Here is a 22,395-nt window from a genome sequence, read left to right on the forward strand (position 1 = left end):
CTCAGCGCAGGAGCGGGGCGGTGTCGAAGGACCCGTCGGTCACGGTACGGGCCAGGTCGGACAGACGCTGCTGGCTCGAGCGGGCGTGGGCCCGCAGGCGGGAGAACGCCTCGTCGAGCGGGATCTGCCCGCGTTCGGCGAGGACGCCCTTGGCCTGCTCGATGATCACCCGGCTGGTCAGCGCGGCCTGGAGCTGCTCGGTGAGACGCTCACGCTCGCGGGTGTTGCGGTCCGAGAGGATGGCAATGGTGGCGACGTCGGCGAGGGCCTGACCGATGGCGAGCTCGTCGGCGCTCATGTCCGTGCGGCTGCGGTGGAACAGGTTGAGCGCGCCGATGGTCTCCCCCCGCAGCCGCATCGGGAGCGCGTGCACCGCGGTGAAGCCGTTGTCGTCGGCGAGCCTGGCGAACCGCGGCCAGCGGGTGTCGGTCGCGAGGTCGCCGGCATGGATCTGGGCCGAGGTGCGGAAGCAGTCCAGGCACGGGCCCTCCTCGGCCTGGAGCTGGAACAGCTCGACCAGGTTGGCCGCCTCGGTGGACGCGGAGACGACCTGCAGGGTGCCGCGCTGGTCGGTCAGCAGCAGCCCCGCGGCATCGACACCGAGCAACGAGACACAGTCGCCGCACAGGCCGTGGAACAGCTCGATCACGTCGTAGTCCGCCACCAGGGTGTCGGCCAGGCGGACGAACGCCGTCACCAACGCCTGTTCGCGGGCGGCTGACGGTGTGCTCATGATGGCTTCTCCTCGTCGTCCCGGCTGGAAGAGTCAACCGGGTCGTCGCTACGGGCGTCGCGCTGTCCAGGATGTCCCGAACCGGCGTTGCTCCACACCCCGTCGGGGTGCAGGCGGAGGCGGCGGGCGACGACGTCGTCCGCGACCTCGGTGATCGTGCGTCCGGCGCTGAAGGAGTACGCGCGCAGCCGGGCCAGCGCCGACGGCGCGTCGAGCCGTGCCTGCGCCATGAGCATCCCCGTGGCCTGGTGCACCTCCGCGCGCACCAGCGCGGAACCGTCCGGCGCGCTGACCGATCCGGACGGCCCGTCGCCCCCGGGGTGGGTGCGGTCGAGCAGGGACCACACCGCGGCGTCGGCCGTGCGCAGGGCTCCGGTCAGGTCCTCGTCGTCCAGCGGGCCGGGAGCATCGCGGTAGCAGTCGAGCACCCCGATCCGTGCACCGCCGACCTGGAGGGGGAACACGAACATGCCGCGCGCGCCGGTCGCGGCCGCGGCCGCGGCGAACACCGGCCACCGGGTCTCGGCCGGGTCGGCGATGTCGGGCACGAGCACGGCCCGACCGGTGCGGAAGGACTCCACGCACGGGCCGTCGCCCAGGCCGAACTGCAGCTCGTCGATGCGGGCGGAGACCGCGTCGGTGGCGCAGACCGGCTCCTGCACCTCGGCCACCGTCATCATCGTGATCGACGCCCCGGTCATCGGCAGCCATTCGACGCAGGCCCGGCACACGGCCAGGGCGGCCTCGGAGCCGCCCGCGGCGACGGCGTCGGCGAGGGCCTGGCTCAACCGGGCCTGATCCACCTCGCACCCGCCGCCCATGGTCGCCGCGTGGGCGGGCTCCCCCGCTCACGCCCCGACGAGGTCCAGGCCGGGTTCCCCGCCCCCGCCGAGAGGTCCCGGAGGAGCAGGTGCGGCGAACCCTACACCCGGGCAGGGTCCCCGCCCGGGCTGCGCACTCACCGCCACCATCGCCTCGATCCGCGGCGTTGGACCGGTATCTGCGGGGCCACGGTGATCGCGGCGTAGGCCCGGGCCTCCGGGTCGGCCGGGTTCCATCCCAGGACGTCGATCCCGTGGCCGGACAGGACGCGGACGGCCACCGCCTGGGCGACACGGGTGGGCGCGGCGTAGGCCGCACCGTGCGCGTCGAGGCGGATCGACCAGCTCCAGCGGCTGCCGTGGGCGGCCAGCACGGTCCACCCCGGCCCGCACAGGCCCAGGCCCGGGACCGAGGGCGCCAGGTCGGACGACATCGGGGCGGACGACGTCGGGTCGGACGGCCGAGCGGGATCGGTGCCGGAGTGGACGAGCACGTACGACACCGCGGGTTCCGCCGGCTGCGGGCGCGCCGGCCCGGAGGGACCGTGGGACGGCTGGACGGTGCTCATCGGCGCGTCAGGGGTCGTGCCGTGGCGGCGAGCTCGCGACCGCCGAGAGGTGGCGTCCGGTGCGGACCGGGCGGCGGAACGCCAGCTCGTCGTCCACGGGGCTGTCCGAGAGGACGGCGAGGGCCGCGGCGTGGAGCGAGACGCTCTCCACGGCGGCGCGGCGACGGAGCGCCTCGGCGCTCTCGACATCGGTGAGGCCGCTCGCCAGACCGAGGAGGACCTGCGCGCGATGGATGTCGCGCCGATCCTGGAGGTCTTCGGGACTCCTGTGGGCCATTGTTCCCCCGGTGCGATCGACGGGCCCCCGATCACGGCGGGGGCGGGTCGGCGACGGGGTCCTGGTCGTCCGCGACCACGATCGCGCACGACCGCGACGACGTCCAGCCGAAACAGATCACGGTGCTAGGAAGGGCGGCATGGCCCCGCCCTCCACGCTCGTCCTGGGGCTCGACCCCGTCACCATCGCGGGCTACGACCCCGCGCCGGTGCTCGAGGCGCTCGAGCGCGGACGGCGGCGCTTCGACGAGCTCGGGATCTCCCACACGATGTGCCTGGTGCCGCTCGACGACAGCGCCGAGGGGACGATCGTCGAGCACCTGCGCCGCGAGCCGTGGGAGTGCGTGGTCGTCGGCGGCGGCCTGCGGAAGGACGAGGAGCTGGTGGAGTTCTTCGAGGTCGTCGTCAACCTCGTCCGGCGGCACGCCCCCCAGGCCGCCATCGCGTTCAACTCCACCCCGGTCGACTGCGCCGACGCCGCGGCGCGGTGGCTGACCCCGCGCTGACCCTTCCCCACTGTTCAGCCGCCGCTGTACGGTTCAGCGCATGCTGACCGGTGAGACCCAGGACGCCGCCCTCGCGCGGGTCGGGCGGGCGCTGGCCGACCCCACCCGGTGCCGCCTGCTGGTGGCGTTGCTCGACGGTCCGGGCTATCCGGCACAGCTCGCCGGGGCCCTGGGGCTGTCGCGCTCCAACGTCTCGAACCACCTGGCGTGCCTCCGGGGCTGCGGCCTCGTGGTCGCGTCGCTCGAGGGGCGTCAGACCCGCTACGAGATCGCCGACCCCCACCTCGCGACGGCCCTGCGGGAGATGGCCCGGGTCGTGCTCGCGGTGTCGCCGTCCGAGGAGTGCCTGGACGAGGTGGTGCGACCGTGAGCGCCGGGCACCAGGCACGGCACTCGCTGCCCCTGGCCTCGGGCGCGGAGTGCGAGAAGGAGTGCTGCGCCGGACCCGTCGCGCAGCGCGTCGGCGGCGACGTCGACCGCCGCGCCGTCCTCACCCGACGGGTCCGCCTGCTGGTGGCGGCGACGATCACCTACAACGTCGTCGAGGCGGTCGTCGCGATCAGCGCCGGCACCGTGGCGTCGTCGTCCGCCCTCATCGGCTTCGGCCTCGACTCGACCATCGAGGTCGCCTCGGCCGCCGCCGTGGCCTGGCAGTTCTCCGGCCGCGACCCCGAGGCCCGCGAGCGCGCGGCGCTGCGCGTCATCGCCTTCTCGTTCTTCGCCCTCGCCGCCTACGTGGGCGTCGAGTCGGTGCGGACCCTGCTCGGCGCGGCCGACCCGCAGCCCTCGACCGTCGGCATCGTCCTGGCCGCGGTGAGCCTGGTCGTCATGCCGTTCCTCTCCGCCGCGCAGCGCCGGGCCGGCCGGGAGCTGGGCTCGAACTCCGCGGTGGCCGACTCGAAGCAGACGCTGCTGTGCACCTACCTCTCCGGCGTGCTGCTCCTGGGCCTCGTCCTGAACGCCACCCTGGGGTGGAGCTGGGCCGACCCCGTCGTCGCCCTCGTCATCGCCGCCGTGGCGGTGCGGGAGGGGATCACCTCCTGGCGCGGGGAGCACTGCTGCTGAGTCCGTGCCGCAAGGCTGACTGATCGGTCAGTGAGGCCTTGCGATCCGCGGGGCGACCGATGCCTGACCTTCCACCTCGCCGGCGGCGAGGGCGGCATGGCCCACATGCTCGACCACTTCGGGCCGTCGCTGCGCGCACCCTGGACCCACCTCGAGGCCCCGGAGCTCACCGCCGAGCTGTGGGGCGCGATGGTCGAGGGCACCGCGGCCGAGGCCGCCGGGCGTGACTACGCGGCCCTCGTCGCGGAGCGGGACCGGGCGGTGATCGCCGTCCGCCGGGCCGTCGAACAGGCGCGCCGGACCTCCGTCAGGCCCTGATCAGCGGCCGGTAGCCGAGGACGGACGCGGCGCCGTCGAGGTAGGTCCGGCGGTGGGCGCGCGGGACCCACTCCTCGACGGGGTGGACGGTGAGCATGCCGCCGCCGGCGATCCGCCGGTGCTCCTCCTCGGCCAGCGCGATCGCGGCGTCCTGCTCGCCCTGGGCCCGGGCCTGCTCCCGCTCGGTCATGTCCGGCACGGTGCCCGAGCAGGGCGGCGGCGTCCAGAGCGCGGCCGACCCGTCAACCGCGCTCGGCGCGCGGAGGGAGGCCGGCGAGGTCGGTGGCGAACGACCCGATGCCGAAGGCCAGGGCGTTCAGCATGCGTCCGTACGCGACGCGGTCGATGTTGCTCGTGGTGTCGCACGCCCGGTGGTAGCAGACGTCGAAGGGGACGCCGGCCCGACCGCCCCAGAGCGCGGCCTGCTCCGGCGTCTTGCTCGGGGCGTCGCCGGTGAAGACCCCGCCGGACGGGATCGCGGCCTCGACGAACGGGGCGTAGTCGGAGTCGCCGTTGAAGGGGGTCCCCTGCGCCGGCACGCCCAGCGAGGCGAGGCGGTCGACGAACAGGCGCTCGATCGTCGGCGATCCCGCCGCCGCGTCCTCGGTGTTGCCCGCGTCCGACCCGTCGCCGTCGTAGACGAAGTAGCCGGCGTTGGGGGACGCGATCATGTCGGAGTTCAGCATCAGCGCGATGTCCCGCCGCCGGTCGGCCGAGAGCCCCTGGACGTACTGCTGCGACCCGACGAGGCCCTCCTCCTCGGCCCCGAACCAGACGAAGCGCACCGCGTTGGTCACCGGCGCCGCGGCACCCAGCCGGAGCGCGATCTCGAGGTTCGCGGCGACCCCGCTGCCGTCGTCGTTGATGCCCGGCCCCTCGGGGACGCTGTCGAGGTGGGCGCCGCTCAGGACGACCTCGTCGGTCCGGCCCGAGGTGGTCTGGGCGATCACGGTGCGGGTGGTCCGGGCTCCGGCCGCGCCCTCGGCGCCCTCGTCCTCGCCGTCCTCGCTGGTCACGGCGATGGTGGGGGTCTCCACCCGGAAGCCGGCACGAGTCAGCGTGGACGCCACGTACTCCACGCTCTGGTCGTAGCCGGGAGTGCCCACGGCGCGGTTCCCGCCGTTGCGGTCGGCGATGGCCTGGAGCGCCTCGAGGTGGCCGACGGCCCCGTCGACGGTGGCCTCCGCGGCGAGACGCTCGGCGAGGGGGCCGCCGCCGACCGGGCCTCCTGGAGCCGGTGCCTGACCGGAACCGCTCGCGCAGCCCGCCACGACGAGGGAGGCCATGAGCGCGGCGATCAGGGCGCGCGCACGTCCCGAACTGCTCATGGCGGGTTCCCCTCGTGGCCGATCAGGCCGTCGTCCGTCGCTCGACGCCCGTGCTGTCGCTGCCGGAGGTCCGCTGACGTCGCAGGAGCCCGCCGACGACGGCGACGCCGACCAGGGCGGCCACCGCGAGGGCGACATCGACCCACATCCGAGGACTCGAGGGTGCGTCGGTGACGTCGGCGGCGTCGGCCCAGCGGGAGCCGATCCCGGCGATCGGCACCGTCGCGGCCAGGAGCCACCGACGCGACGATCGGATCGTGGCGTGGTCCATGCGTCCAGCGTGGCCGTCGCCCACGGAGTTGACCAGGCCGGCGGGGGACGGTGACCACCGTCGGGGGACCGGGGGCGAGGGTGGGTCGTCGCGCCGGCGTGTCCGTCGCACAGGTGCCCGCGGGAGCCGGCTGATGTGCGTGTGGGGCGTCTTGCGGAACAGGCGCACGGAACCCTCCGGGTCCGCGAACCGCCCGCCGGTCCGGTGGCACGGTCGAGCGCTTCTCCGGGCCCGTGTCGTCATGCGCCGGCACCGGCACCGCCCGATCGACCAGCAAGGTAGGCCCCTGCCCGAGCATCGCCGATCACGCCGGGCGCCCTGGGCCTCGTTGGGAGCTCGACGCCCATGTCGACGAGCGGGCCGCCGGGGCGCGCGGGACGACGCGCTCGACGCCACGTGGGCACCGAGTCATCACGCATTGTGATGGTCGACGAGCCGGCCCCTCGGGCTGGTGCTCCACGCTGGGGTCCGCCCGCGCTCACCGGCCCCGCTCGCGGGCGGGCCCCCGGTCCTTCGGAACGGGCTCCGGGCCCTCTCCGTGGCGCTCATGGCGCCGGTGCGCTGCTCAGTACGTGTCGCACGAGACGTTGGTGTACTGCCCGCGGACCGTCTGCGTGTCCACCACGCGGTCGCCCTCGCGGATGGTGCAGGTCAGGTCGCCGCCGCCGCCGCCCGTGATCGAGCCGGACCCGGTGACCATCGCCCCCCCGTCCTGGATCGTGACCGTCTGCCGCCACGGGAGCGTCCGGTCCTCCTCGGAGTCGTAGCCGCCCGTCGAGTTCGTGAACCCGACGCGCCCCGCGGAGTCCTGGTCCGTGCTCGTGACCTCCAGCGTGTACGTCCGCGGGCCGGCCACGAACGGCTCGGAGACGTCCCCCGGGCCTCCGGGCAGGCCGGCGAACGCCTCGTCGATCGCGGCCACGTACGCCGCGGTGAACACGAACGAGAGGACGAGCCCGAGGACGGAGAGCCCCAGGCCCACGGCGCTCATCACGACCCGCGAGCCGCGCCGCCGGCCGATGAGCACCGCGGCGACCCCGATCCCGACGCCCACGAACCCGACGAGGATGCCCGCCTGGTTCAGCACCGGCACCGGGGAGAGCGCGAGGCAGACGATCCCGAGGACGAGCGCGGCCACCGCCCAACCGTTGCTGGACGAGCCTCCGGGCGGGACTGGAGCCGGCGCCTGCGGCGCCATCGCCGGCCGCGCGGGAGCGGCGACCGGCGCCGCCGACCGGGACGGGGCGAGCTGGACCGTCGGCGCGTCGAGCGGGTCGAGCCCGCGGCGCGGCTCGCGGGGGAGCGTCATGTCCGTTGTGTCGGGTTGGCCTCACAGATCGTTACTGCCTGGTCACGGATACCGAACACGTCCGGTTCACCTCGCTCTCGACCTGCCACCAGTCGCCCAGCCCGAACCGGCGACGTCGTGAGTTCCAGCTCCCGCCGGCGAACCACACGGAGGAGACCGCGGACCCCGGGGCGAACAGGTCACCCAGATTGGGGCTTCCAGAGTCGTTCCGCCGATTCTTGCGCCTGATCCCCATCACCGTTGCCCTCTCCGTCGGCGCCCACCGTTACTGCTTGTAGTTTGCTCGTCCCGGGAATCATGTCGTTCTTCACCTGGCGCGCTGATTGCTCCCGGAAGAACCCGGAATCGGGCCGCGGGTCGCGAGGAGGAGAATGTGCCCGTAGCTGGCCGGCGCTGGAGAATGTCGGCGGTAAGCAGCCACCGAGCTCGCTCGTGACGTCGTTCTCCGGCATGGCGTCCAGGGCGCTCACTCGTCGTCTCCGCGGGGCGCAGGAGGTCCTTGTGGACCTCGTAGGGAGAACGGACTGATGCTCGATCGTCTCGTCCGAGGGGCCGGACCCGTAGCGGTTTCCCCTGATCTCGGGGTTCTCCCGGCGCTGGCCTGATGCCCGTGCTGGTGGGACGTGGTGGGGCAGGTCGGGCTCGAACCGACGACCTGACGGATTATGAGTCCGCTGCTCTGACCAGCTGAGCTACTGCCCCCCGGGCACCGCGGACCTCCGGCGACCCGCCCCCGGGCGTCGCGGCGGGGCGAGCGTACGACACCGCCGGGCGACGCCGGCGCGACACCGCGCCCCGCCGTCCACCCCCGCACGAGGGGCACCTTGCGCATGATCAACAGGTCGGAACGCCTGCCGAACGTGCCCCTCGCCGGACGTCGGCGCCGCCACCGTGTCGATCACATGACACCCCGTTACCGGAACGTGACATCGCGGAGATCCGCCAGCGCGGGACCGAACACGGGCTTGACATGCCACATCGACGACGAGGCGCGACGAGCGGTCGTCACGGCTCGTGATGATCTCGTTACCGACCGGCCGAAGGGGCCGTTTCGTCTTGAATCGGACGTCGGATGGCGGTCATGGTTCGGCCGCTCGGTCCACTGTTGGTCCGAACGTGTTCACCGTCCTGATCGGGAAGGACCCCCCATGAAGAAGAGCACGATGCGTCTCGCGTTCGCCGTTGTCGCCGTTCCGGCGGCCGTCACCGGCTTCGCCGCCCCGGCGGCCAACGCGGTCGAGCTGGCGCCCTACGCCCACCAGCTCGACAAGGACGTCGCGGCCACCGAGGCCGAGGTCGGCGCGGTCGTCGACGACCTGGGCTTCGCCGCCGAGTAGGACCAGCACGACCAGCACGACCAGCACGACGAGCCGCTCCCCACAGCAGCTTCCGCGAGGGCCCGGGCCGGATCAGCTCCCCACGAGGAGCCCGACCCGGGCCCTCGGCGCTGCCGGGGTGGCGCAGGGGCTGGACATGGTCGCGATCGCCGACGACTCTGTGGGGACGTCACCCCGAACGCTCGGAGGCCGCCATGCGCCTGGGACGTCGACTCTCCGCCGGCATCGCGGAAGACCCGCCGGACACCCCGGAGGTCCCCGCGGACGAGGTCGCCCCGATCAGGGCCGACGAGGTGAGGGCGGCGGAGACAGGGACGGGGCAGCGTGAGCCGGCCGAGCAGCTGGTCGATCGCTAGGCACCGCGGGCCGGAGGGTCCGCTCACCGGGTACAAGATCGCCTACCCGATGATCTCGGCGGACTCGCGGCGCGTCGGCTTCAACGGCGTGGCCCTGGGGCGCACCCAGGTCTACGGCCAGGTGGCCGACGCCGTCTGCATTCAGAGCCCCCGTCACCACCCGCCGTCGTCCTGGTGCGACTGCGGGTTCTACTGCTTCCACACCCTCGAGGACGCGCGCGACCTCGCCTGCGACCCGCAGTACCAGCACTGCGTCCTGCTCGAGATCGCCGCGTCCGGCCGCTTCGTGCGCTACGAGCTGGGGCTGCGCTACGCGCGCCAGACCGTCCGCACGGTGCGCCTCGGGCGGTGCGGCTGCGGTCGGGTGTCGACGGCCCTGGCCGACGGCGGGCCGGGCGTCGTGGGCTGGCGGCGGCTGCACCCGGTGTGCGGTCTGTGCGCCGGACCGCGGCCCGTCCTCACCCTCGCGGCGTTCGGGACACTGAGCGGCGGCATCACGGTCTGCAGCGACCAGGCCGGCGACGATCCGGACGCCGTCTTCGCCCCGCTCGCCGGGGTGGCCGACGACGTCGACGAGGCCTCGCTGGTCCCGCTGCTCTCCGCCGAGGTCGCGCTCCTGCAGGCCCGCCTCGACCAGGTGCAGAGCCGCCTGGAGCAGCTGACCCACCGCTCGGAGTGATCGCGCCACGCCCGGCCCCCGGGCGACGTGCCGCGATCCCCCGGCTGGGGTAGGCAGGACCCGTGAGCACCCTGGAGCTGGGCCCCCTCCTGCGCCACGTCGGCACCACCACCGCCACGATCTGGGTGGAGACGAGCGAGGCGTGCACCGTCGAGGTGCTGGGCGCCTCGGCGCCCACCTTCCAGGTCTGCGGGCAGCACTACGCGCTCGTCGTCGTCGACGGGCTCGAGCCCGGCACCTGCCTCCCCTACGAGGTCCGACTCGACGGTGAGCTCGTGTGGCCCCTCCAGGGCACCGGGACGCCGCCGAGCTACCTGCGCACGCGCACGGAGGTCGAGGACACCGGTCGCCTCCGGTTCGTCTTCGGCTCCTGCCGTTACCCCCCGACCGACGACGCCGACCTCGAGGCGTCGCTGGGCATCGACGCGCTCGATGCCTTCTCCGTGCGCCTCATGGACGAGGTCAGGGCGGCCGACGATCCCGCGTCGGTCCTGCCCGACGCCCTCTGCCTGCTCGGCGACCAGGTCTACGCCGACGAGATCACCCCGCGCACCGAGCAGTGGATCCGCTCCCACCGGGACCCCGACGACGAGTCCGGCCCGGGCATGGAGATCGCGGACTTCGGCGAGTACGCGCACCTCTACAGCGAATCCTGGACCGACCGCGAGATGCGGTGGCTGCTCTCGACGGTGCCCACCGCGATGATCTTCGACGACCACGACGTCCGCGACGACTGGAACACCTCGCAGGCCTGGCGCGATGAGATGGCGAGCAAGCCGTGGTGGCCGCAGCGCATCCGCGCGGGGCTGTCGTCGTACTGGGTCTACCAGCACCTCGGCAACCTCGACCCCGCGACGCGGGACGCCGACCCGCTCTACCGCAAGGTGCTCGAGGCCGACGGCGACGTCTTCGACCTGCTCGCGGACTTCGCCGGCCGCGCCGACGCCGAGGTCGGCGAGCCCAGCGGGGTGCGCTGGAGCTACCGCTGGGACCTCGGGAAGACCCGGCTGCTCATGGTCGACTCGCGGTGCGCCCGGGTGCTCAACGAGAACGACCGCCTGATGATCAACGACCACTCGTTCACCTGGATCGAGGAGAATGCGACCCCCGACGCGGGCGAGGACGTCGACCACCTCCTGCTGGGGTCGTCGATCCCGTGGCTGATGCCGCCCGCGGTCAGCCACTTCCAGTCGCTCGACGAGTGGGCGGCCGCGCGGGGCAGCAAGCTCGCCGAGACCGTCCGCCAGGCCGTCGACCTCGAGCACTGGCCGGCGTTCCGGGCGTCGTTCGACCGGCTCGCGGACCTGGTGCGCGGCGTCGCGTCGGGCCCGGACGCCCCCGCGACGGTCTGCGTGCTCTCCGGCGACGTCCACCACAGCTACGCCGCCGAGGTGCGCTACCCCTCCCCCACCCGCTCGCGGGTCTACCAGCTGACCTGCTCGCCGGTGCGCAACGGCGTCCCGTGGTTCATGGAGTACGTGTTCGCCCTCGGCTGGTGGAAGGGCCTCACCTCCGCGCTGGCGCGCGTCGCCCGGGCCGCCGGGATCGGTGACCTGCCGATGAGCTGGTCGCCGATCGGCGGGCCGTGGTTCGGCAACGCCGTCTCCACGCTCGAGGTCAACGGCCGCGCGGCGCGGATCCGGGTGGAGCGTTCGGGCACCCGCGGCGGCCTCGAGGCCGTCGCGGAGCTCCCTCTCACCTGACGGGTCCCGGGGTTCGTCAGCCTGGGGGCCACGCTGACGTTCATCGTCAGTAGCTCCCCCAGCTCGAACGATGCGACGAGGACCGGGAACCGTCGGCGCTGTCGCTGCGTCGAACCCCATGTGCCGGATCGGGTGCGATCCGGCGCATGTCGCTACCCGCCCGGGTCGCGGCGTCGTTCTACGGTCGAAGGTCGAGCAGCGGAGGGAGGCGAGCGTGCGGTTCGTGCACACCGCCGACTGGCAGCTCGGCATGACGCGCCGGATCCTGGGCGCGCGCCCGCCCAAGGAGGCCGGTGGGCTCACGGGCGAGGCGCAGGCGCGCTTCGCCGAGGCCCGGCTCGACGCGGTCCGGGCGCTCGGGCAGATCGCCGACGCGCAGGGCGCCGCGTTCGTCCTGGTCTGCGGCGACGTGTTCGAGTCCAACCTCGTCGGCCCCGACGTCGTCGCCCGCGCCTGCGAGGCGCTCGGGTCGTTCCGCACCCCGGTGCTGCTCCTGCCCGGCAACCACGACCCCGCCGACGCCGCCTGCGTGCTCCGCAGGCCGGACTTCGTGCGGCGGTGTCCCGCGCACGTCCGGGTGCTCGACACCCCGGGGGTGCACGAGATCGCGCCCGGCGTCGAGGTCGTCGCGGCCCCGTGGCGTTCCAAGCACCCGCTCACCGACCTCGTCGGCGAGCAGTTGGCCGCGCTCGAGCCGGCGCCCGCGGGCACGCTGCGGGTCCTCGCCGGGCACGGCGAGCTCGACGTGCTCGACCCCGACGACGACGAACCGGCCCGCATCCGCCGCGACGGGGTGCTCGCGGCGCTGGCCGACGGCCGGGTGCACTACGCCGCGCTCGGCGACCGGCACTCCGTCTGGACCGACGCCGTCGACGACCGCATCCGCCACGCGGGCACGCCGGAGGTCACCGACTTCGACGAGGTCGACCCGGGCCACGTCCTGGTGGTCGACCTCGACGAGCGCGCCGCGCGCGTGACGACGGAGACCGTGGGGCGCTGGCGGTTCGTGCGCCACGACGCCGCGCTCGACACCGACGCCGACCTCGACGCGCTCGACGCCCGGCTCGCCGCGCTGCCCGACAAGGAGCGCACCGCGGTCCGGCTCGCCCTCGTGGGCACGCTCTCGCTGCGCCAGCGCTCCCGCCTCGACGACCTGCTCGCCGGGCACGGGCTCGCGTTCGCGGCGGTGGAGGTGGTCGAGCAGCACTCCGACCTCGCGACCGTGCCCGACGACGCCGACCTCCACGAGCTCGACCTGCACGGGTTCGCCGCCGACGCCGCGTCGGAGCTCTTCGCCGCGGCCGCGCCCGCCGAGGGCACGGGCGACGCCGAGTCCCGGGACGCGCTCCGTCTGCTGCACCGGCTGGTCGGGAGCCCCCGATGAGGCTGCACCGGATCCGGCTGCGCGACTTCCGCGGCGTGCACGATCGTGAGGTGTCGCTCGCCGAGCACGGGGTCACCGTGCTGCAGGGCGACAACGAGGTGGGCAAGACCTCCACGCTCGTGGCGCTCGACCTGCTCTTCGACGCGGCCGACTCGTCGCGCCGCGCGGAGATCCGCGCCGCCCAGCCGGCCGGGGTCGACGCCGGGCCCGAGGTCGAGGCGGAGGTCTCCACCGGCCCGTACCGCTTCGTCTACCGGAAGCGCTGGCTGCGCCGCCCGCGCACCGAGCTGCACGTCACGGCGCCGGCCCCCGAGCAGCTCACCGGCGCCGACGCCCACGCCCGCGTCGCCGCGATCCTCGACGAGACGATGGACCGGGCGCTGTGGCGGGGCCTGCGCGTCGAGCAGAACAGCGTCGTCGGGCAGGCCGACCTCGGCGGGCAGGACGCGCTGACCCGCGCGCTCGACCGCGCGGCGTCGGGGCCGGGCGCCTCCCGGGCCGACCCGAGCGCCGACGACGGGCTGATCGAGCGCGCCGCCGAGGAGCTGCGCCGCTACCGCACCCCGAGCGGCCGGGCCACCGGCGAGCTGCGGGCCGCCGAGGTGCGCCTCGCCGACGCCGAGGCCGAGGAGGTGCGCTGCCGCGCCGCGCTCGAGGCGGTGGAGCGCGACGTCGCCGCCCGCGACCGCCTCGACGCGGACGCCGCGGCCCTCAAGGCCCGCAAGCACGCGCACACCGCCGAGGTCACGGGGCTCGAGGACACCTGGGCCGCCTTGCAGTCGCGGCTGCGCGAGGTCGACGCCGCCCGCCAGCACGCGGTGCTCGCCCGGGAGCGCGCCGACGCGGCCCGCGAGCGCCGGGAGACCCGAGACTCCCTGGTCGCCGCCCTCGAGGACGACGCCGACACCGCGGCCCGCGCGGCCGAGGCGGTCGCGGCCCACGAGGCCGAGCACGCCGGCGCCCGCGACGAGCGCGACGCCCGCCGCGCCGCCGACACCGCGGCCCGCGCACGGGCGGGCGAGGCCCGCCGGGCCGCCGACGCGGCCGAGCGGGCGGTGTCCGCCGCGCGCGACCGCGCCGAGCTCGCCGACCTCTCCGAGCGGCTGCGGCGCGTCGACGAGGCCGCCGCCGGCCTGGCCGCCGCCGAGCGGGCCCTCGCCGCGAGCACGGTGGACGCCGACGACCTCGACGAGCTCGAGGACCTCGCGCGCGACGTGGTGCGCGCCGAGGCCGCGCGGGACGCCGCCGCCGCGCGGGTCGAGCTGGCGGTGCCCGCCGACGCCGGCGAGCTGACCGTCGTGGTCGACGGGGAGACCGTCGTGCTCGCGCCCGGTGGCTCGCACACGCTGCCCGTCGCCGGGTCACGGGCGCTGTCGCTGCCCGGGGTCCTCGACGTGCGCGTCACCCCGGGCCTCGACGACGCCGGCCGCGATGACGCGGTGCGCGAGCGCTCCCGCGCCCTCGCCGAGGCGTGCGAGGACCTCGGGGTCGCCGATCTCGAGGCCGCCCGTGCCGCGCGCCGGGACGCCGAGGACGCGGCCCGCCGGGCCGACGAGCACCGCGCCGCCCTCGCCCGCGAGCTCGCCGGGCACGGCGACGCCCCCGCGCTACGCGCCGCCCGCGACGCAGCGCGCACCCGGTTGCCGGACGACGGGACGTCCGCGACCTCGGTGGACGTGACCCCGGTGGACGTGACCTCGGTGGACGTGACCTCGGTGGACGTGACCTCCGCGGACGTGACAGAGCTGCGCGCCGCCGCCGACACCGCGCGCGCCGACGCCGAGGACGCCGCCCATAGGGCCGACGAGGCCGACGCGGCGTGCCGCAGCGCCGAGGACACGGTGCGCGAGGCCGACACCCGCGCCGCCGTGCTGGCCGAGCGCGCCGCCGAGGCCCGCCACGCGCACACCCGCCGGCTCGAGGAGCTCGACGCCGCCCGCGCCGCCGAGCCCGACGCGACGCTGGCCGAGGCCGAGAGCACGCGGCTCGCGCGCGCCCGCGACGCCGAGCGCGAGCACGAGGCGATGGCCGCCGCGCTCGCCGACGACGACCCGGACACCGTCGAGGCGCGCGTCCTGAACGCCCGCGCCGTCGCGGAGCGCCTCGCCGGCGAGGGCGCCCGCCTGGAGCGCGAGCACGCCGAGACCACCGGCCGCCTGCAGGCCGCGGGCCTCGCCGGCTGGCACGACCAGCTGGCCGCCGCGGAGCTCGAGCTCGACGCCGCGGTGCGCGAGCACGCCGCGGTGGCCCGCCGCGCCGCCGCCGCGCGGCGCCTGCACGAGACCCTGACGCGGCACCGCGAGCGCGTCCGCCGCTCCTACGTGGCGCCGTTCCGCGCGCAGGTCGAGCGCCTCGCGCGCATCGTGTTCGGCCCGTCGCTGGCGCTCGAGATCGACGAGGACCTGCGGATCACCCACCGCACGCTCGACGGCACCACGGTGCCCTTCGGCGCGCTCTCCAGCGGAGCCCAGGAGCAGCTCGGGCTGTGTGCGCGGCTGGCCTGCGCAGCGCTCGTCGACCCGTCCGAGGGCGTCCCGGTGGTCATCGACGACGCGCTCGGCCACTCCGACCCCGACCGGCTCTCCCGGCTCGGCGCCGTGTTCACCGCGGCCACCTCGGCCCACGGCGCGGCCCAGGTCGTGGTGCTCACCTGCACGCCCGAGCGCTACCACGGCATCGGCGCGGCGACGGTCGTGCCGCTCGCGCCGTCCCGTCGGCCCGGCGAGCGCGCCGCCTCGGAGCGCTCGGGCCCCGAGGTCGTCCGCGTCGCCGAGGACACGCCGGCCGCGACGCCCGGCACGGTCCTCGACCTCCCCCGCGCACCCCGCGCGGGCTGACCCCGCACGCGTCCCGCTCCGGGTCGTCGCACGCCCGTGGGGAGCGAAGGACGCCCCGGCTGCGTCCCACGCGGTCAGGGTGACCCTCGCTCCGTCACCCCGGACCGCGCGCGTCAGCTCCGGCGACGCAGCCACCGCCGGACACGCGCCCACGCCGACGGCCGGGGCACGTCCGCCGCCGGCGCGTCCGGCGTCGGCCCCTCCCGCGCGGGCAACGACCGCGTCGCGCGCCCGGCCCGCCAGGCCTCGACGACGTCGTCGGCGCGGGGCATGCGGACGCTGATCTGCGGGCCGTCGGGGAAGCGCAGCCACTCCGCGACCCGGCGGGCGAGGGCGGCGACGGTGTCGCGGACCTCGCGCTCGGTGTCCATGTCCCGCACGGTCTCGGGGAGGCGGTCGATCTCGCGGCGCAGGCGCAGCGGCGTCGGCAGCAGGACGTCGTTGGGCAGGCCCTCGCGCTCGAGGTAGGAGCGCAGCCACCAGTTCTCGTCGTGCGGGCCGTGCAGGGGACGTCCGGCGCCGCGCAGGTTCTCGAACGCACCCTCGTCCTGCGCGTCGCGGATCCGCTGCTCCACGACCGACTCGTAACGTTCCCAGTAGGCCTCGTTCGCCATCGGGCACCACGTTACGACGAGCCGGCCCCCACGGCGATGGCCGTGATCACCAGGCCGTCGCGCACCACCCAGCGCCCGGTAAAGGCCGTGATCTCGGCGTCGTCGACCACCGGACCGGGCACGCGCAACGTCGCCCGGAAGGTGCCGTCCGGGGCGGGCGCGAGGTCGGCGTCCTCGAAGCCCAGCCACCGCCCGGTCAGCGGGAACCAGGCCTTGTAGACGCTCTCCTTCGCACTGAACAGGATCTTGTCCCACCGCACCTCGGGCTGCTCGCGGGCGAGGCGTTCGAGCAGCGCGCGCTCCCCGGCGTCCGACACCGCCTCGAGCACGCCGTCGGGCAGGGCGGTGTGCGGCTCGGCGTCGAGCCCGACCGTGCGCACCTGCTCGCGCCACGCCACGGCCGCGGCGCGGAACCCGGCGCAGTGGGTGATCGCGCCGACCACCCCGTCGGGCCACACCGGCGCGCGCCGCTCCCCCACCGGCACGGCCGGGGCGGCCAACCCGAGCCGGGAGAGGGCGTCGCGGGCGCACGCCCGCGCGGTCGTGAACTCCGCCCGCCGGGTCGCGACGGCCTTCGCCACCGCCGGCTCCTCCTCGGGGGCGAGCACGGCGTCCGGGTCGTCGTCGGTACGCGCGGCGACCACCACGGCCGACGGCAGGACGTCGGCGAGGGAGCCGAGGACGCCGGTCACGACCGTGCCCATCGGGCGGACCGCTCGGCGGCCCAGGCGGTGAAGGGATCGGGGCCCTCGTCGACGGGGCCCGGCAGGATCTCGCGCAGCGCGCCGCGGACGAGCCCGTGGCGCTGCCACTCGCGCGGATAGCCCACCGACACCTCCTCGAAGCGCACGCCGTCCTCCTCGGTGGTGCGCGGGATGTGGAGGTGGCCGTAGACCACGGCGACGGCGTCGTGGCGGACGTGCCAGTCGCCGCTCGCGGTCGTCCCGCACCACAGCGAGAACTCGGGATACCGCAGGATGCGCGTCGGCTCCGGGGTGAGCGGCCAGTGGTTCACGAGCACCGTCGGCATCCCCGCCGGACGCTCGGCGAGCCGCGCCTCGGTGATCGCGACGCGGTCGGCGCACCAGGCGGCGGCGTCGGGGAACGGGTCGCTGGACATGAGGATCTCGTCGGTGGCGACGACGCCGGCCTCGCGGGCGACCTCGAGCGCGGCCTCGTTCGACCAGTCCGCGGGGATCGACGGCGGGCGCACCGAGTAGTCGTAGAGCAGGAACATCGGGCAGACGAGCACCGGCCCGCCCGCCCCGTCCCACACCGGCCACGGGTCCTCCGGCGTGAGCACCCCGAGGTCGCGGGCGGCCTTGACGAGGTGGTCGTAGCGCGCGGGACCGACGAGGTCGACCTCGTCGCCGGGCGGGGTCCACAGCTCGTGGTTGCCCGGCACCCAGATCACCCGCGCGAAGCGCTCGGCCAGGATCTCCAGGGCCCAGGTGGTGGTGGCGACGCGGTCGCCGACGTCGCCGGCCACGATCAGCCAGTCCCCGGGGTGGGTCGGGTGGAGGTCCTGGACCAGGCTCTCGTTCTCCGAGCGGTTCACGTGCAGGTCGCTCGTGGCCAGCAGACGCGGGCCGCTGCTCATGGGGTCCTCCCTGTCTCCGACCTGCACGCTACGTGCCTGCTCTCCCGGGACATCGCCCTCGTGAGCGGACTCCCACACCGTGTCCCCACCTCGCATGTTTGGCACCATGAGCCGGTGCCGCCCCGCCACCGCACATCGCTGCCGATCCCGGCGCGGATCCGGTCGGTGATGGCCGAGGGTGACTACGAGCGGGCCGGGCTCCTCGACGGCCTCACGGGCGAGGACCGCCGCACGCGGGTGTCGGTGCTCGAGTCGCTGGCCGCGGACGGCGTCGCCATCGACGCGATGCGCGACGCCATCGACGGCGACCGCCTCGGCCTGCTCCTGCTCGAGCGGACCCTGCGGCCCGAGGACGGGCACTCGTTCACCGACGTCTGCACGCTGGCCGGGATCGAGCCCGACGTCGTCCGGATCTGGTTCCAGGCCCTCGGACGACCGCTGGCCCCGAGCCCCGACGACCCGATCTACACCGACGAGGACGTCGAGATCGCCCAGCGGATCCACCGGTACCGCAGCCTGGGCTTCACCGACCAGGAGATGATGCCGGTCGTCCGCGCGATCGGGCGCGGCGTGCTCAACATCGCCGACGCGCTGGGCGGGCTGCTCGGCGAGGCCCTCCTGCGCCCCGGCGAGCCCGAGCCGGAGCTGGCCCTGCGCTACGCCACCGAGGCCCGGCGCATCGTCGAGGACGACTCGCTGCACCTGGTGCACCTCGTCGCCGCCGCCCTCGCGGACCGCATCCGCTCGCACGCGCTGGCCGTCGAGGAGTCGAACGCGGGGCGGCTGCGCGGCGCGCAGGAGGTCACCGTCTGCTTCGCCGACCTCGTGGGGTTCACCGACCTCGGCGAGACGGTGACGGCGGTGGAGCTCAGCGAGGTCGCCGAGATGCTGTCGGCCACCGCCACCCAGGTCGCGACGTGGCCGGTGCGTCTGGCCAAGGTCATCGGCGACGCCGTCATGCTCGTCTCGCCCGACCCGACAGCCCTGCTGCGGGCCACGCTCGACCTCGTCGAGTCCTGGTCGGAGGCCGACGACGGCCGGCCCGCGCTGCGCGTCGGGGTCGCGATGGGGGTCGGGGTCCCGCACGCCGGGGACTGGTTCGGGCCGCCGGTCAACCTCGCCAGCCGCGTCACCGAGACCGCGCGTCCGGGCCACGTCACCGTCACCGCGGCCGTCCACGACGCGATCGTGGCGAGCGCGCCGGACGACCCGCCGTTCCGCTTCCGGGCGGCGGCACCCCGCAAGTTCAAGGGCGTCCGGGGCGCGCAACGGCTGTACCGCGTCCAGCGTCGCCCGTCCGGGTCACACGGCAACGCCGCGCTCACCGATCCGGTGAACTAGTCCGTCAGCACGTGGCTTCTTAGGCCATTCGGTCTACCTCCTGTCCGGAACGTCGGGGAAGTACCGGCGTCGGAAGGAGTGTTCGACGTGGAGACCACCACCAAGAGGCGCCTCGGCGCCATCGCCGGCGGCATCGCCCTCGCGTGCGTCGCGGGCGTCGCCCTCGCCGCCTGGCTCTCGAGCGGCGCCGGCACGGCGGAGGGGACCTCGACCACCGCCGTCAACTCGACCATCGACCCGAGCGGGGGCGGCGCCGGCCTCTACCCGGGAGCGACGGTGGACACCACGGTGACGGTCGACAACCCGAACCCGTACCCGGTGGTCGTCGCCTCCATCTCGCCGGGCACCTCCGACGCCACCGCCGGCAACTGCCCCGCCGGCACCGTGACGACCGGGGGTCTGGCCAACCCGCCGGGCACCATCGCGCCCGGCGCGACGCGCACCTACACGCTGCCCGCGAAGATGATCAACGACCCGAGCAACGCCTGCCAGGGGAAGACCTTCGTGCTGCCGCTGACCGCCAGCCTGGCGTCCGCGGCCGGCTGACCGGTGTCCCCCCGTCGCGCCCGCTGGTCCTCGGACCGCCGGCTCTCGTGGCGGTGGTGGATCCGCCGCCTCCCGGCCGTCGGCGTGATCGGTGTCGTCGTCGCCGTCCTGCTCGGTGCCGGGCTCGCCTCGGCCGCCTGGCTGTCGAGCGGCGGCGGCACCGCGACGTCGCGGGCCGGGCAGGCCCTGCCCCCGACGACGACCACCGTGGCCGGGTCGGCGATCACCTCCGGCCTGCTCTACCCCGGCTCCAGCGGCGACGTGAAGATCACGGTGAACAACCCGAACACCTACCCCGTCACCCTGACCTCGGTCACCGCGAACGGCTCGCCGACCGCCACCGGCGGCACGGGCTCGTGCTCGACCACCGGGGTCACGCTGACCTCCGGGTCCTCGGGCACGACGATCCCGGCGAACGGGTCGGCGACGCTGACCCTGAACAACGCGGCGTCGATGTCCAGCGCGTCGGACACCGGCTGCCAGAACGCGGTGTTCACGATCCCGGTCACCGTCGCGATCACGAGCGCATGAGGCGGCCGGCTCTCGCGACCGTCGCCGCCGTGGTCGTCACGCTGCTGCTCGCCGGCGGCGGCGTGGCGGCCGCGGCGTGGCGCACCACCACCACCGGTACCGGCACCGCCAAGGCCGGCCAGATCGGCACGCCCGCGAACGTCACCATCGGCGCGATCACGTGCACCACCAGCGGGCTCACGACCACCGCGACGATCCCGGTCAGTTGGTCGTCGGTGACCGGGGCGACGCAGTACACGGTCGAGTCGGGCCGGGTCCTGAACCTGGTGCAGGCCGAGAAGAAGATCGTCACCGGCACGTCGACGACGCTCACGACCTCGACGCTGCTGCTGAACATCCACGTGCGTGTCACGGCGAGCGCCGGGAAGTGGACGGGCACGCCGAGCAGCACCGTCAGCAAGGCCGTGACCTGCCCCTGAGCTGCTCCGACACCTGCGATGATGGTGGGCCGGGGCCCGCTCCCCAGCTGCCTGATCCGGCCCACCACCACGCGGACGGTGCCCCCGGGCACCGGCACCGGGAAGGTCCTCACCGGTGTATGGAGGAGCGTGCGGCCAGTTCGACCCGGGCACCAGGGTTTCCCCCGAGGTTCACTCGACGAGGGCACGGGTTCACTCGACCTGGCTAATGACGACGACGACCCCCGGCACTGCCCAGAGGGGCCCTCGCCGGACTGCACGTCCGGATTCCCGGGTTGAGCACAGGTGAGTCGACTGGTACAGATATAGGATTACATAGTCCTCAGGAGTACTCATGGCGTCGCCACCCCTGCCCGACACCGCCCTGCCGCCCATCGTCACGCCGGAGGAGTGGACCGCCGCCCACGAGGCCGTGCTGGTGGAGGAGAAGGCGTTCACGCGCGCCCGCGACGCCCTCGCCGCCCGGCGCCGCCGGATGCCGATGACGCCGGTCGAGACCGACCACCGCTTCGTCGGCCCGGAGGGCGAGGTCGGCCTCCTCGACCTGTTCGACGGCCGGCGCCAGCTCGTCGTCTACCGCTTCTTCTACCAGTCCGACGTCGACGGGTGGCCCGACAAGGGCTGCCCGGGCTGCTCCTACCTGGCCGACCACGTCCCCTACCTCGACCACCTCCGCGCCTGGGACACGAACTTCGTGATGGTCTCGCCCGCCGACCAGCAGAAGATCGTCGATCTGCGGCGGCGCAGCGGCTGGGACCACGTGCCCTGGTACACGCTGGTCGGTGACACCTTCGGGGACGACTTCGGTGTCGCCGAGATGTTCGGCCTGAACGTGTTCCTCCGCGACGACCACGACCGGGTGTTCCGCACGTACTTCGTCAACGGTCGCGGCGTCGAGCCCGTCCTCCCCACGCTCGGGCTCCTCGACATCACCCCGCTCGGCCGGCAGGAGACCTGGGAGGACACGCCGGAGGGCCGCCCACAGCTCCCGCCCTACCGGGCGGAGCGCCGCGGGGAGTACTCCTGATGCTGATCATCGCCGGGCACGTCCGGGTCGCGCCGGAACGACGGGACGCGGTGGTCACGGAGTTCGAGGACCTCGTGCGGCGCTCCCGGGCCGCCCCGGGCTGCCTCGACGTCGCCGTGACGGCCGACTCGGTCGACCCGGGCCGGATCAACAACTTCGAGCGCTGGGAGTCGCAGGAGCACCTGGACCGGTGGCGTGCCGTGGCCGACGCGCCCGACGTCGGCGACGAGTTCGTGGCGGTCGAGGTCGGCCTGTTCGACGTGTCCGGCGAGCGCCCGCCGTTCTGAGGGACCCACTCCACGAGAAAGCCCCAGGTCAGCGATGTGACCTGGGGCTTTGGCTCCTCCGACTGGACTCGAACCAGTAACCCTTCGATTAACAGTCGAATGCTCTGCCGATTGAGCTACGGAGGACCGTCACGCCCGGACCGTCGTGCTCCCGGACGAGAAACACGCTACAACACCCGCCCCACCGCCTTCCCGCGCGGGGTGGGGCAGGATGGGCCCCCGAGACGATGTCGGGGAGGAGAACGTCAGATGGTGATCCCGTTCCTGTTGGGCGCCGGTGTGGGGTACGTCCTCGGCACACGGGCCGGTCGTGAGCGCTACGAGCAGCTCTCCCGCGCGTACCGCCGGGTGGCCGACCACCCGAGCGTGCAGGGAGCCGCGGGTGTGGCTCGCGCCAAGGCCGGAGAGGCCGTCCAGGTGGGGGTGTCGAAGGCCCGCGAGCGGGTCGCGCCCACCGGTGGTCACGAGCCTGCGGCGCCGGGTCGCGCGACGGCCAACGGGTCGCACGCCCCCGGGCGCTGAGCGCCCCAGAGCTCAA

At 74.6% G+C, this 22,395-nt stretch carries 26 protein-coding genes, 2 tRNA genes and 1 pseudogene; 16 read left to right on the top strand and 13 right to left on the bottom strand.

Annotated elements, in window-relative coordinates; translation table 11 throughout:
• Nucleotide 1: 1 nt before the first annotated feature.
• The 4 genes from PH191_RS16290 to PH191_RS16305 form a co-directional block, all read right to left on the bottom strand.
• On the bottom strand, nucleotides 2-733 hold the full coding sequence (locus PH191_RS16290) for a GAF and ANTAR domain-containing protein (protein ID WP_274195668.1): 732 nt from the start codon (nucleotides 731-733) through the stop codon (nucleotides 2-4).
• The gene (locus PH191_RS16295) at nucleotides 730-1,521 is read right to left on the bottom strand and encodes a GAF and ANTAR domain-containing protein (protein ID WP_274195669.1); all 792 of its coding nucleotides are present in this window, start codon (nucleotides 1,519-1,521) and stop codon (nucleotides 730-732) included. Before PH191_RS16295 ends, PH191_RS16290 begins: the two co-directional genes overlap by 4 nt.
• A 170-nt stretch (nucleotides 1,522-1,691) precedes the next feature.
• Nucleotides 1,692-2,123 carry a hypothetical protein gene (locus tag PH191_RS16300; RefSeq protein WP_274195670.1) on the bottom strand — a complete coding sequence of 144 codons (432 nt, stop codon included), beginning with the start codon at nucleotides 2,121-2,123 and terminating at the stop codon, nucleotides 1,692-1,694.
• 7 nt (nucleotides 2,124-2,130) lie between these two features.
• On the bottom strand, nucleotides 2,131-2,400 hold the full coding sequence (locus tag PH191_RS16305) for a hypothetical protein (protein WP_274195671.1): 270 nt from the start codon (nucleotides 2,398-2,400) through the stop codon (nucleotides 2,131-2,133).
• Nucleotides 2,401-2,539: 139 nt separating this feature from the next.
• Here PH191_RS16305 and PH191_RS16310 point away from each other — a divergent pair, with 139 nt between their 5' ends.
• The 4 genes and pseudogenes from PH191_RS16310 to PH191_RS16325 form a co-directional block, all read left to right on the top strand.
• Nucleotides 2,540-2,905 carry a hypothetical protein gene (locus tag PH191_RS16310; RefSeq protein ID WP_274195672.1) on the top strand — a complete coding sequence of 122 codons (366 nt, stop codon included), beginning with the start codon at nucleotides 2,540-2,542 and terminating at the stop codon, nucleotides 2,903-2,905.
• A gap of 40 nt (nucleotides 2,906-2,945) precedes the next feature.
• Nucleotides 2,946-3,275, top strand: a complete 330-nt coding sequence (cmtR, locus tag PH191_RS16315; protein ID WP_274195673.1) for a Cd(II)/Pb(II)-sensing metalloregulatory transcriptional regulator CmtR — start codon at nucleotides 2,946-2,948, stop codon at nucleotides 3,273-3,275.
• Nucleotides 3,272-3,970 (top strand): cation efflux transmembrane domain-containing protein, encoded by a 699-nt coding sequence (locus PH191_RS16320; RefSeq protein ID WP_274195674.1) that lies wholly within the window; start codon nucleotides 3,272-3,274, stop codon nucleotides 3,968-3,970. Before cmtR ends, PH191_RS16320 begins: the two co-directional genes overlap by 4 nt.
• A gap of 60 nt (nucleotides 3,971-4,030) precedes the next feature.
• Nucleotides 4,031-4,288, top strand: a pseudogene (locus tag PH191_RS16325) (L-carnitine dehydrogenase); the annotation flags it as partial.
• Here the strand turns inward: PH191_RS16325 and PH191_RS16330 are convergent.
• The 5 genes from PH191_RS16330 to PH191_RS16350 all read right to left on the bottom strand — a co-directional run bounded on the left by PH191_RS16330 (nucleotide 4,278) and on the right by PH191_RS16350 (nucleotide 7,898).
• Entirely contained in the window at nucleotides 4,278-4,478 is a 201-nt protein-coding gene (locus tag PH191_RS16330) for a hypothetical protein (protein ID WP_274195675.1), read from the bottom strand. The pseudogene PH191_RS16325 and the gene PH191_RS16330 overlap by 11 nt on opposite strands.
• A 52-nt stretch (nucleotides 4,479-4,530) precedes the next feature.
• On the bottom strand, nucleotides 4,531-5,616 hold the full coding sequence (locus tag PH191_RS16335) for a M28 family metallopeptidase (RefSeq protein WP_274195676.1): 1,086 nt from the start codon (nucleotides 5,614-5,616) through the stop codon (nucleotides 4,531-4,533).
• Between the two features lie 22 nt (nucleotides 5,617-5,638).
• Nucleotides 5,639-5,887: a hypothetical protein gene (locus PH191_RS16340; protein ID WP_274195677.1), complete on the bottom strand. Its 249-nt coding sequence runs from the start codon at nucleotides 5,885-5,887 to the stop codon at nucleotides 5,639-5,641.
• A gap of 565 nt (nucleotides 5,888-6,452) precedes the next feature.
• Complete coding sequence (locus PH191_RS16345) at nucleotides 6,453-7,196, bottom strand: hypothetical protein (protein WP_274195678.1); 744 nt, start codon at nucleotides 7,194-7,196, stop codon at nucleotides 6,453-6,455.
• 624 nt (nucleotides 7,197-7,820) lie between these two features.
• A tRNA-Ile gene (locus PH191_RS16350) sits at nucleotides 7,821-7,898 on the bottom strand.
• Nucleotides 7,899-8,344: 446 nt separating this feature from the next.
• Between PH191_RS16350 and PH191_RS16355 the strand changes: the two genes are divergently transcribed.
• From PH191_RS16355 to PH191_RS16375, 5 genes are all read left to right on the top strand, one after another.
• Nucleotides 8,345-8,533 (top strand): hypothetical protein, encoded by a 189-nt coding sequence (locus PH191_RS16355; protein ID WP_274195679.1) that lies wholly within the window; start codon nucleotides 8,345-8,347, stop codon nucleotides 8,531-8,533.
• Nucleotides 8,534-8,857: 324 nt separating this feature from the next.
• Entirely contained in the window at nucleotides 8,858-9,568 is a 711-nt protein-coding gene (locus PH191_RS16360; protein WP_274195680.1) for a hypothetical protein, read from the top strand.
• Nucleotides 9,569-9,630: 62 nt separating this feature from the next.
• Nucleotides 9,631-11,271 carry an alkaline phosphatase D family protein gene (locus PH191_RS16365; RefSeq protein ID WP_274195681.1) on the top strand — a complete coding sequence of 547 codons (1,641 nt, stop codon included), beginning with the start codon at nucleotides 9,631-9,633 and terminating at the stop codon, nucleotides 11,269-11,271.
• 214 nt (nucleotides 11,272-11,485) lie between these two features.
• Nucleotides 11,486-12,655, top strand: coding sequence for a metallophosphoesterase family protein (locus PH191_RS16370; RefSeq protein ID WP_274195682.1), 1,170 nt, complete (start codon nucleotides 11,486-11,488; stop codon nucleotides 12,653-12,655).
• Nucleotides 12,652-15,492 (top strand): AAA family ATPase, encoded by a 2,841-nt coding sequence (locus tag PH191_RS16375; protein WP_274195683.1) that lies wholly within the window; start codon nucleotides 12,652-12,654, stop codon nucleotides 15,490-15,492. Before PH191_RS16370 ends, PH191_RS16375 begins: the two co-directional genes overlap by 4 nt.
• A 113-nt stretch (nucleotides 15,493-15,605) precedes the next feature.
• On the opposite strand, the gene PH191_RS16380 is transcribed toward PH191_RS16375, so the two are convergent.
• From PH191_RS16380 to PH191_RS16390, 3 genes are read right to left on the bottom strand one after another with little or no spacing between them, the layout of a single operon-like run.
• Nucleotides 15,606-16,106, bottom strand: a complete 501-nt coding sequence (locus PH191_RS16380) for a DnaJ family domain-containing protein (RefSeq protein ID WP_274195684.1) — start codon at nucleotides 16,104-16,106, stop codon at nucleotides 15,606-15,608.
• Nucleotides 16,107-16,117: 11 nt separating this feature from the next.
• Nucleotides 16,118-16,810: a 4'-phosphopantetheinyl transferase family protein gene (locus PH191_RS16385; protein ID WP_274195685.1), complete on the bottom strand. Its 693-nt coding sequence runs from the start codon at nucleotides 16,808-16,810 to the stop codon at nucleotides 16,118-16,120.
• On the bottom strand, nucleotides 16,795-17,706 hold the full coding sequence (locus PH191_RS16390; RefSeq protein WP_274195686.1) for a metallophosphoesterase family protein: 912 nt from the start codon (nucleotides 17,704-17,706) through the stop codon (nucleotides 16,795-16,797). Before PH191_RS16390 ends, PH191_RS16385 begins: the two co-directional genes overlap by 16 nt.
• Before the next feature lie 114 nt (nucleotides 17,707-17,820).
• On the opposite strand from PH191_RS16390, the gene PH191_RS16395 reads away from it, so the two are divergent.
• From PH191_RS16395 to PH191_RS16420, 6 genes are all read left to right on the top strand, one after another.
• A complete protein-coding gene (locus PH191_RS16395; RefSeq protein WP_274195687.1) occupies nucleotides 17,821-19,047 on the top strand; it encodes an adenylate/guanylate cyclase domain-containing protein in 1,227 nt (408 codons plus the stop codon).
• An 87-nt stretch (nucleotides 19,048-19,134) separates the two neighbouring features.
• Nucleotides 19,135-19,593, top strand: a complete 459-nt coding sequence (locus tag PH191_RS16400; RefSeq protein WP_274195688.1) for an LEA/WHy family protein — start codon at nucleotides 19,135-19,137, stop codon at nucleotides 19,591-19,593.
• A gap of 3 nt (nucleotides 19,594-19,596) precedes the next feature.
• Nucleotides 19,597-20,124: a hypothetical protein gene (locus tag PH191_RS16405; protein WP_274195689.1), complete on the top strand. Its 528-nt coding sequence runs from the start codon at nucleotides 19,597-19,599 to the stop codon at nucleotides 20,122-20,124.
• The gene (locus PH191_RS16410) at nucleotides 20,121-20,543 is read left to right on the top strand and encodes a hypothetical protein (RefSeq protein ID WP_274195690.1); all 423 of its coding nucleotides are present in this window, start codon (nucleotides 20,121-20,123) and stop codon (nucleotides 20,541-20,543) included. The genes PH191_RS16405 and PH191_RS16410 overlap by 4 nt, the downstream gene beginning before the upstream one ends.
• Nucleotides 20,544-20,877: 334 nt before the next feature.
• Complete coding sequence (locus PH191_RS16415; RefSeq protein WP_274195691.1) at nucleotides 20,878-21,570, top strand: DUF899 family protein; 693 nt, start codon at nucleotides 20,878-20,880, stop codon at nucleotides 21,568-21,570.
• Nucleotides 21,570-21,857: a putative quinol monooxygenase gene (locus PH191_RS16420; protein WP_274195692.1), complete on the top strand. Its 288-nt coding sequence runs from the start codon at nucleotides 21,570-21,572 to the stop codon at nucleotides 21,855-21,857. Before PH191_RS16415 ends, PH191_RS16420 begins: the two co-directional genes overlap by 1 nt.
• 50 nt (nucleotides 21,858-21,907) lie before the next feature.
• On the opposite strand, the gene PH191_RS16425 is transcribed toward PH191_RS16420, so the two are convergent.
• Nucleotides 21,908-21,983 (bottom strand) — tRNA-Asn (locus tag PH191_RS16425).
• A 123-nt stretch (nucleotides 21,984-22,106) separates the two neighbouring features.
• Here PH191_RS16425 and PH191_RS16430 point away from each other — a divergent pair.
• Nucleotides 22,107-22,379 carry a hypothetical protein gene (locus tag PH191_RS16430; protein WP_274195693.1) on the top strand — a complete coding sequence of 91 codons (273 nt, stop codon included), beginning with the start codon at nucleotides 22,107-22,109 and terminating at the stop codon, nucleotides 22,377-22,379.
• Nucleotides 22,380-22,395 lie beyond the last annotated feature (16 nt).

The sequence above is a fragment of the Actinomycetospora callitridis genome (assembly GCF_028737265.1).
Classification (GTDB): Bacteria; Actinomycetota; Actinomycetes; order Mycobacteriales; family Pseudonocardiaceae; genus Actinomycetospora; species Actinomycetospora callitridis.